The sequence below is a fragment of the Caldanaerobacter sp. genome (assembly GCF_049701115.1).
Lineage (GTDB): Bacteria > Bacillota > Thermoanaerobacteria > Thermoanaerobacterales > Thermoanaerobacteraceae > Thermoanaerobacter.
The window spans coordinates 1-9,030 of the sequence record NZ_JBNATX010000051.1 but is presented as its reverse complement, the minus strand read 5'-3'; the positions used below and the strand labels follow the sequence as shown (position 1 = coordinate 9,030).

General features: G+C 33.0%; 7 protein-coding genes and 2 pseudogenes. 8 read left to right on the top strand and 1 reads right to left on the bottom strand.

Annotated features, from left to right (window positions below; translation table 11 throughout):
- The 5 genes and pseudogenes from ACPLVE_RS10370 to ACPLVE_RS10350 form a co-directional block, all read left to right on the top strand.
- Positions 1–213, top strand: a pseudogene (locus tag ACPLVE_RS10370) (ABC transporter ATP-binding protein); the annotation flags it as partial.
- Between the two features lie 438 nt (positions 214–651).
- Positions 652–891: an ABC transporter ATP-binding protein gene (locus ACPLVE_RS10365; protein WP_424611481.1), complete on the top strand. Its 240-nt coding sequence runs from the start codon at positions 652–654 to the stop codon at positions 889–891.
- 132 nt (positions 892–1,023) lie between these two features.
- Positions 1,024–1,332 carry a hypothetical protein gene (locus tag ACPLVE_RS10360; RefSeq protein WP_424611480.1) on the top strand — a complete coding sequence of 103 codons (309 nt, stop codon included), beginning with the start codon at positions 1,024–1,026 and terminating at the stop codon, positions 1,330–1,332.
- Complete coding sequence (locus ACPLVE_RS10355) at positions 1,325–3,049, top strand: ABC transporter ATP-binding protein (protein ID WP_424611479.1); 1,725 nt, start codon at positions 1,325–1,327, stop codon at positions 3,047–3,049. The genes ACPLVE_RS10360 and ACPLVE_RS10355 overlap by 8 nt, the downstream gene beginning before the upstream one ends.
- Before the next feature lie 210 nt (positions 3,050–3,259).
- Positions 3,260–4,993: an ABC transporter ATP-binding protein gene (locus ACPLVE_RS10350; RefSeq protein ID WP_424611478.1), complete on the top strand. Its 1,734-nt coding sequence runs from the start codon at positions 3,260–3,262 to the stop codon at positions 4,991–4,993.
- 63 nt (positions 4,994–5,056) lie between these two features.
- On the opposite strand, the pseudogene ACPLVE_RS10345 reads toward ACPLVE_RS10350, so the two are convergent.
- A pseudogene (locus ACPLVE_RS10345) lies at positions 5,057–6,196 on the bottom strand (IS256 family transposase); the annotation flags it as partial.
- Positions 6,197–6,293: 97 nt separating this feature from the next.
- Here ACPLVE_RS10345 and ACPLVE_RS10340 point away from each other — a divergent pair.
- The 3 genes from ACPLVE_RS10340 (at position 6,294) to ACPLVE_RS10330 (ending at position 9,023) form a co-directional block, all read left to right on the top strand.
- Positions 6,294–6,455, top strand: a complete 162-nt coding sequence (locus tag ACPLVE_RS10340) for a hypothetical protein (RefSeq protein ID WP_424611477.1) — start codon at positions 6,294–6,296, stop codon at positions 6,453–6,455.
- A gap of 5 nt (positions 6,456–6,460) precedes the next feature.
- On the top strand, positions 6,461–7,696 hold the full coding sequence (locus ACPLVE_RS10335; RefSeq protein WP_424611476.1) for an MFS transporter: 1,236 nt from the start codon (positions 6,461–6,463) through the stop codon (positions 7,694–7,696).
- Positions 7,697–8,057: 361 nt separating this feature from the next.
- On the top strand, positions 8,058–9,023 hold the full coding sequence (locus ACPLVE_RS10330; protein WP_424611475.1) for an ABC transporter ATP-binding protein: 966 nt from the start codon (positions 8,058–8,060) through the stop codon (positions 9,021–9,023).
- Positions 9,024–9,030: the final 7 nt, after the last annotated feature.

Sequence of the window (9,030 nt, the reverse complement as noted above, 5' to 3'; positions counted from 1 at the left end):
ATATAGAGAGGACACTTATAAATTTAGATGCGACAGTGCTTGCTGTAACCCATAATTAAAAGGTATGATGAAATATTTGTAATGAGGGATGGAGAAATCATTGAAAGAGGCACATTAGATGAGCTATTAGAGAAGAGAGGGTATTTCTATTATATGTATAATTATGGGATTGATGAGAAAGAAGAGATTGAGACTGAGGAAGAAACTGTATGAAAAAGATGTGCAATCGAAGAGAAGAAGAGCCATAGTTATATAGTTAGCAGAAGGGCAAAATATAAAATTTTACTTTCTGCTTTTTATTTTATGCAGATAAACAAAGAAAGATTGAGGGAATTAAAGGGATTGAGAGTTAAATTGATTAAATGGAAGATAAAAGCGTTTTTTGATACTTTAATAAGCTTTATTATAAATTTAAATAATGTTATTATTAATGCAGATAAATTTAAAAAAATTAATTCATAATTTATATAATTTTAAATTTGATTGATTTTAAGTAGCATAGAAGTGCCATATATAAAAAACATGTGTATATATGAGAAGAGCAAATAGATTTGATTTTATTTGTATACTGAGGAAAAGCAGCGTTTAGCATTAGCGCGGGCAATTTTAAGGAAGCCAACATTATTAGTATTAGACGAAGCTTTATCAGGTGTGGATGCCGAAACAGAGAATGTGATATTTAAGAATATAAAAGCTATCATTCCAAATCTAATTGTGATTTCCCATAGATTATCAACAGTTCTTCAGTGCAGAGAAATTTATGTGCTTGATAAAGGGAAAATTGTCGCTAATGGAGCTCATGAAGAATTGCTTGACTCATGCCCTACTTACCGTGATATTATTAAGGAACAGCTAATAGAAAATAGAAATAGCAATATTTCTATTTTATAGTAAACTACAACTTTTTTCAATATACTTCAACTTTTTTTACGCACCACCCAGAATCAATTCGGGTTGAAATTCTTTCACTTACCAGATATTATATGGGCAAGAGAAGGGAAAGTAAAGGGAGTAGGGGGAGGCATGAGGAGGAACTTGTTAGTTATTTTTTCCATAGATACTCTTTTACTGCATTCATGGTGTCTTAGTGTGATGGGAAGTGTCGAAAGTATAGGACCAATGGGAGATTTACAAGATTTATGTCCTGCAGCGTTGATTTCTTTGGAGTCAGATCCGTTACTCATAAAAAAGCGCTTTGGTGAATTTGTTAATTTTGAAAGCCTATTTTGGGATGAAGTTTTAAAAAAGATATATATAATGAGCAAGAAAGGAAATTGGCAAAAAATTCTAAAGAATATTTCTCATTACTTTGGGGGTAGAAAAAATGCATAGAGAATATCTTAGGAAAATTCTTTACTACTCTAGACCATATTGGAAGGTACAGTTTTATATACTCATACTTTGGACTGTAATATCTTTACTGGGAGCCTTGGTACCTTTTATTAATCGAGAAATAATTAACTTAATGCAGTCAAAATTTTTTTTGTCAAAGTTAATTTCGCTTTTGTTGGCGCTCTTTGTCATAAGAACTACTGTGGTAATTTTAAATTTTATAGCAGAGTATAGGTTCGAATATCTCCAAAAAGAAGCAACAGCTGATTTTTTTCAAAAGACATATGAAAGCCTGCAAAAGCTTTCTATAGAAAGACTTATCTCAGAAAAGGGCGGAGAGTATATTTCAAAGATACTTTCTGATGGAGAGATGGCAGGTATTGTTGTTTCAGGTTTTTTACCGTCAATCCTTCTAAATCTTTTAAGATTTTTAGTTGTGATAGCCGTATTGGTATATCTCAATCCTATCCTCGGTATAATTTCTGTAATCTTTATTCCTTTTTACTTTTTTGTATTTAAAAAATACTCAAAAGGAATTATCGAATCGTCTCAGGAAGAGAGGATTTCTTATGCAAATGTATTAGAAAGCTTAAAAGAAAAAATAGAAGGATTGCCCATTGCTATTTTTTATAAACAGGAAAATTTTCTCATTAAGAAATTTTTGTTTGATATTAAAGAATGGTTAAAAAATATCAGAAAAGTTATCTTCAATATGAAAGCCTATACTGCAAGCTATTCTTATTTGAGCGCCATATTTCCACTTGTGATTTTCGGGGTGGGCGCAGTTTTAGTTTCTATAGGTAGGACAGATATAGGTACTATGATTGCTTTTTATCTATATTCTGAGAATTTATTTGAACCTCTTAGCAATTTTTCAAAAAATCTAGGTGCTTTTAGTCAAGTTATTCCACCTTTTAGTAGAGTTTTAACGATTATTGAGACTACTCACACTGCTCCGGATGGAACAAGGACATTAACAGATTTAAAAAGCATATCTCTTAATGGATTAACAGTTAAGTATGGGGATAAAGAGGTATTAGATAATATCAACCTAAAACTTGATTTTACAAATAACGTAAATATTGCAATTGTTGGTTATAGTGGTTCTGGTAAAAGTACTTTAGTACGCTTTTTAAGCGGGTATTTTGATAATGAGAGATGTTTAATAAATGATGTTCCAATTACTGCCTATTCAAAGAAGTCTTTGCGCAAACATATTTTACTTGTTAGCAATACAGATTTTATTTTTGGGATGACAGTAAGGGAAAACCTTTCAATGGGGGAAAACTTTTCAGAAGATGAGATGGAGCATGCTCTAAAACTTTGCGGACTTAATTTTGGCAGAGAGTTTCTCGATACGAAGGTTGGAGAAGGTGGAAAAGCGTTATCTACTGGAGAAAGACAGCGTTTAGCTTTGGCACGAGCTATTTTGAGGAAACCAACTTTATTAATACTAGACGAAGCTTTATCAGGTGTGGATGCCGAAACAGAGAATGTGATATTTAAGAATATAAAAGCTATCATTCCAAATCTAATTGTGATTTCCCATAGATTATCAACAGTTCTTCAGTGCAGAGAAATTTATGTGCTTGATAAAGGGAAAATTGTCGCTAATGGAGCTCATGAAGAATTGCTTGACTCATGCCCTACTTACCGTGATATTATTAAGGAACAGCTAATAGAAAATAGAAATAGCGATGTTTCTGTTAAAGACTGATGTTTTTTTATTAATTGTTTGTGAGCACTGGAGACAGTGCCCTTTTTTGCGTATATCTTTCAATTCATTTCCAAAAGCCTCCAAATCATAATAGAATCAATTCGGGTTGAAATGTTTAATTTACCATATATTATATAGGTAAGAGAAGGAAAAGTAAAGGGAGTAGGGAGAATTGGCAACTCTATTATTATGAAGGAGTGAAAGACCTGTATGAGAGAATTTTTATTCAAGTACAAAAAAGAGTTTGTGCTTGCAGTATTTTTCTTAGTAGCTTCTGTATTGATAAATATTTACTTTGCTTTTATTTATAAAAAACTCATAGATGTAGCAACTACACGTGATTTGGTGAAATTTTATTCTGTTGTCAAATTCGCAGTAATGTTTACCATATTGGAAGCAGTAGTTGGATGGTTAAATAGAACAACTCGATTTCATTACATGAAAAAAACTCTGATATACTTAAAAGACAGGTTATTTAGAGCAATCATTAAAAGGGATGTGGAACATTTTAATGAAGTTAATACAGGTAAGTATATTTCAATTATTTCAAATGATGTAAAGATTGTAGAAGAGGATTATTTTAACAATTTCTTTAGGCTTTTAGGCAGTGCAGTAGGATTTGTGGCTGCATTAATTTCTCTATTTATATTAAGTTACAAAATAACTGTGATGATAATACTCATGGCAATTCTTAGTGTAATAATTCCTCGCATTTTTGATGATAAGATTGCTAAAATGAGAAACGATTATTCTGAGAGCTTAGAACTTTTTACTATAGAATCTAAAGATACTCTTACAGGACTTGAAGTGATAAAGAGCTTCGGGATAGAGGATAAAGTACATGAGAAGTTTTCGAAAGTTAATGAAGATGTGGAAGATAAAAAGCTTAAATACAGCATACTTTTAAATACCTCTGACACTATGTCTGAAATTTTAAGTAGTTTTATTTTCCTCTCTGTATTTGCAGTAGGTTTGTACTTTACTATAAAAGGGGAGATGACTTTAGGAACAATGATTGCCTGTGTGCAGCTTAGCAATAGCATAATTATGCCAATATACAGTATGGGTCAAAATCTCAATAGGATACTCTCCTTAAAGAGCATATCACAGAAGATAAATGAAGTATTACAGGAAAAGGAAGAGAGGAATGATTATATACCGGTAAAATCTTTTAACGACTCAATAGAATTTAAAAACGTATCTTTTAGCTACACAGGGGAGACAAAAGCTCTTAAAAACATAAACTTCACAATCAAAAAAGGAGGGAAGTATGCATTAGTAGGGACGAGTGGAGCAGGGAAATCCACAATACTCAAATTACTTTTAAAACAATATGAAAACTATGAAGGGGAAATAAAACTGGATGGGATAGAATTAAGGAGAATAGACAAGAAAGACCTATTCAAGATAATAACACTATTACATCAGAATGTGTTCATATTTGACGGGACAATAAAAGACAACATAACTTTATTTAATGACAGATACACGGATGAAGAAGTAGTAAAAGCGGCAAAGATAGCAGGATTAGGACCGTTATTAGAGAAATTGCCAGAGGGGATATATAGTGATGTAGGAGAAGGAGGGAAACTTCTTTCAGGAGGGGAGAGGCAGAGGATAGCGATAGCGAGGTCAGTAATAACAAATGCGTCAATATTGGCTCTGGATGAGGCGACAGCGGCATTGGACAATGAGACGGCGTATTTGATAGAGAAGACGATACTGGATATGGACATAACGGCGATAGTGGTGACGCACAGGTTGTGGAGTGAGCTACTCAAAAGGTATGACGAGATAATAGTATTAAGGGATGGAAGGATTGTGGAAAAAGGAAGGTTTGATGATTTAATGAAGATGAAAGGATATTTTTACAGTTTGTTTAATATAGAGAAGCTGGATAAGGGAAAAGAGCGTATAGAGGAAGAGGGAATATATGTGGTATAGGTGGTGATAGAAATTAACATAAAAAATTAGGTAAGAAACTGTCAATTTCTACAATGAGACTTGTCAAGAATTTTGTGTCTGGTTAAAGTAACGTAACTGGAAAAGTTGTTGTATTTCATAGATATGGCCATTTATCATTGGAACTGGTTTTATTCATTTTGTCTCTTTTAAATTTTTTTCTCTGGATATAAATATTAATTTCAAGGACCTCAATGGAATTGAAATATCCACCCATTTTTATGCGAATTTTCTCAATCAGGCTGTTTACACTTTCTACAACATTAGTGGTATAAATATTTTTTCTTAAGGATTCAGGATATTTAGTAAAGGCTAAATAATACTCTGCTTTTTCCATAAGGAGATTCATATAACGGCTGTATCTCTCTTTGAATATATTACAAAGATTTTGAAATTTATCTAAAGCCTCATCAAATGAAGAAGAGAGCTTTATTTTGTTGAGTTTTTTGTTGAATTTGGAAGCATCGGCTTTGGTCATGGATTTACGAATATTTCTTTGAAGATGGACAAAACAGAGCTGGTGGTCAGCATAAGGATATACGGCCTTGACTGTTTCAATTATACCTGGGAAATCATCACTGACAACTATTAAAACTTTTTTAAGCCCACGGTTTATTAGATCTTCGAAGATTTTATTCCAGTCGGCTCTGTTTTCTTTGCCGAAGAAGGTGTACAAGCCAAAGATATCTTTTTTGCCTTCCATGTCAATACCAAGGGCTATGTAACAGGCAGCTTTTTTAACTTTTGAGCCATCTTTAATTTCACAATGGTAGGCATAAATTTAGAGCAAAGACAGCTTCAGGCAATTCTCTTTGTTTAAAAAGATCCAATTCGCTTTTAAGGTCATTTTTAATCTTATTGAGTTCCTGTTCAGAGTAAGGCAGTTGAAGGTTTTTGAGGGTAGAAAGGAGAGAAGATTCTGAGTAACCATTAATAACAAGGGACATAAGAAGTTCAGTATATGGTTCATCAATCCTTTTATAGGTTTAAGGAGGATGTTAGGCCTAAACTCACCTGTACGAGTTCTTGGGGAAGATTCTAAGTTACCTCAAGGAGGAGCAAGTTTTCTGTTGTAAAAGCCATTACCCTTATCATTATCATTTTTCATGAGATAGATTTCACGTTAAGAATAAACCAATCAAGTAAATCTTCAAGGAGTTTCTTTAAAGCAGGGCGGGAATGATCTTGAGCAGGCAAGTTCATTATACACCAGACACAATATTATTTTAACATCCTATGTGGGGCTAATTGTCCTGCTGCAGTATATGGATTATCAAGAACATTGCTGGAAAAATCTCCTTATTGTAAATTTAATTTTGAGATTATAAACTATCTTTTTGAAAAGATTTCAGAACATGGTATTGAAATAGCTTATAAACTGGTAAGTGAATCGTTTGAAGAGAAAATGAAGACAAGTAAACCATTAGTATGGGTTGAGAGGTAAAGAATATGAGAAAAATTTCCTATTTTTCTCTACTATGCAAAAGAAATATTGCTATTATGTTTTTATCTAACATGGCTATAGGGCTAATGGATGGACCTATGAGATGGCTTTTACCTTTGCTTTTGATGGAAAGAGGAGGACCATTTCTTGTAGGGCTTTCCTTTTCAATTGCTAATTTAGGCGATACAGTTATCGCCGTATTAGGAGGGCAATTCAGTGATAGATTTGGAAGAAAAATAATGCTAGTTATATCTTCATTTTTTTATACTATTGGAAGTTTATTACTTTTTATTGCTTTTTGGGAGGGGAGTTTGAATTTCATTATAATTGGGATGATTGCCACAATTTTTATATATGGTTTAAGCGGAATCTCTTCAGGTTCTACTCTGGCTTTGATAACAGAATCAATTTCAGAGGAAGATGGAGGGAAAGCACTTTCATTAGTTTCTTTTGGAGGGCTCATGGGTCGCATTTTAGGTTCTTCATTTATAGGAATTCTTTTTAAAACAAAACCTGTTGAAGCATTGATTGCCATGACAGTGTTTTCTGCTATTTCAATATTGCTAAGGCTTCAACTTAAAGAAACTTTGCAATTAAAGTCAATAGGAGAGAACATATCTTTAATTGAACATTTAAAAGATACAATAAACGCTGTCAAAATGTTGGGTTCATTATGTATTCTATCTATCGTTACTTTGATAATACTCAATGGTTTATCACTTGCAATGTGTGGGAATTACTATTCTCCTTATCTAACAGAAAATTTTGGACTTGATAGTGCGAAAATAGGTCTGATATTTAGTTTACTAGGACTGATCCAACTATTGCTTACACCAGTAGCAGGAATAGTTGTGGATAGATATAACTATGGCTTTTTAAATGGCCTTATTTTAGGAAATGTTCTTTCAGGAGCTTTCTTATTAGTTTTTGCGCTTACACATTTGCCGTTTGTTGCAGTTTTGGCTATAATAATATCTTCGGGATTAGGAGTTTTTCATTCAATTGGATACGATGTGATGATGGCAAAGATTTCTGAGAATAGGTTTAGAGCGACTATTTACAGCGGAATGATGGCTGTGTGGAATATGATGTTTATTTTAGGGCCGGTAGTTGGAAGTATTCTTTATTCAAGCAATCCAAAACTTACTTTTATCATAGCTTCTGCTCTTTTATTGGTTACATTTATACCCATAGGAAAAATTGGTTATTATTTTCGAAATACAGCTCTAATAAACAAATAATCAAACGTCATGGATGAAACTCTGTAACTTACAGTTACAAAATTAATTTTTTTCACTGGTGATATATGAAAAAAAGAGAAAGAAAAATACAGACAACTTCGCAAAAACGAAATGTTGGGAGGATTTTTCAAAGATTTTGGCATTTTACTGGGAGAAGTAAGTTTGTTAGTATGGAATTGAAAAAGTTATAGCTTATTTACAATAATAGTGCTTTCTGGTTTGAGGATTGTCATATAATTTATTGTAACTTCACTTTGCGTGAAAGTATAGCACAGTTGCAATATTACCTAAATTTTTTGGATTTAACTAGGCTAAGGTTATAAAAATTTACAAAATATCAGAAATAGAGGTGATTATGAAAATGGAGGACAAAATAGTCATTAAGGCAGAAAATTTGGAAAAGACTTTTGGGGCAGGCAAGAGGGCAGTAAAAGCGGTGGATGGAGTATCTTTTGCTGTAAGAGAAAATGAAATTTTTGCACTCCTAGGTCCAAATGGTGCAGGGAAGACGACGACTGTGAAAATGCTTTTAAACCTTGTCTCCCCCGATAAAGGCAGTATACAAATATTTGGGAAAGATATGCCTGAAGCTCAAAGAGAGGTAATGAAAGAAATAGGGACACTACTTGAAGGTTCAAGAAATCTATACTGGCATATGACTGTTAGAGAAAACGTTTATTACTTTGCAAATTTGAGAGGGAAGTCTGCAAGAGAAGTAAAAGATGACATGGAAATGTGGGCAGAGAGGCTGATGATACAGGACAAACTGGAAGAAGAAGTGGGCAAGCTTTCAAGAGGGATGCAGCAGAAAGCCGCTATCATATGTGCACTTGCTACAAAGCCAAAACTTTTAATACTCGATGAACTCCTCCTCGGGCTTGATATTATAACGCGATTTGAAGTAGAGAAGCTGGTAAAAGAATTAAAAGAAATATCTACCCTTATCATTTCTTCCCATGACTTAAGATTTATTGAGAAAGTGTCTGATCGAATTTTGATAATCAATAAAGGGAAAGTGGTAGCAGAAGGGACTTCTTCAGAGCTCAGACATAAAATTTCTTATGCTAAATATAGATTTACTTTAAGAAAAAATAGAGAAAGTGAATACTTAGATGAATTAAAAAGCATAAAAGGCGTTGAAATAGGTTTTTATGAAGGGAATATAGACACAGATATATTGGAGCTTACATTTGAAAAGCCCGAACTAATATACGATGTATTTGATATCTTTAGAAAATTTTCTGTAATACCGGTTGAGATAGACAATTTAGGAGAACCATTTGAAGAGATATTCAAAAGTTTTGTGGAAGGAGGAGAAAACAAATGAAGTATTT

Excerpts from the sequence above, each read along its gene's own strand:
- ACPLVE_RS10360 (WP_424611480.1), top strand. The coding sequence starts at position 1,024 with ATGAGGAGGAACTTGTTAGTTATTTTTTCCATAGATACTCTTTTACTG.
- ACPLVE_RS10355 (WP_424611479.1), top strand. The coding sequence starts at position 1,325 with ATGCATAGAGAATATCTTAGGAAAATTCTTTACTACTCTAGACCATAT.
- ACPLVE_RS10350 (WP_424611478.1), top strand. The coding sequence starts at position 3,260 with ATGAGAGAATTTTTATTCAAGTACAAAAAAGAGTTTGTGCTTGCAGTA.
- ACPLVE_RS10335 (WP_424611476.1), top strand. The coding sequence starts at position 6,461 with ATGAGAAAAATTTCCTATTTTTCTCTACTATGCAAAAGAAATATTGCT.
- ACPLVE_RS10330 (WP_424611475.1), top strand. The coding sequence starts at position 8,058 with ATGGAGGACAAAATAGTCATTAAGGCAGAAAATTTGGAAAAGACTTTT.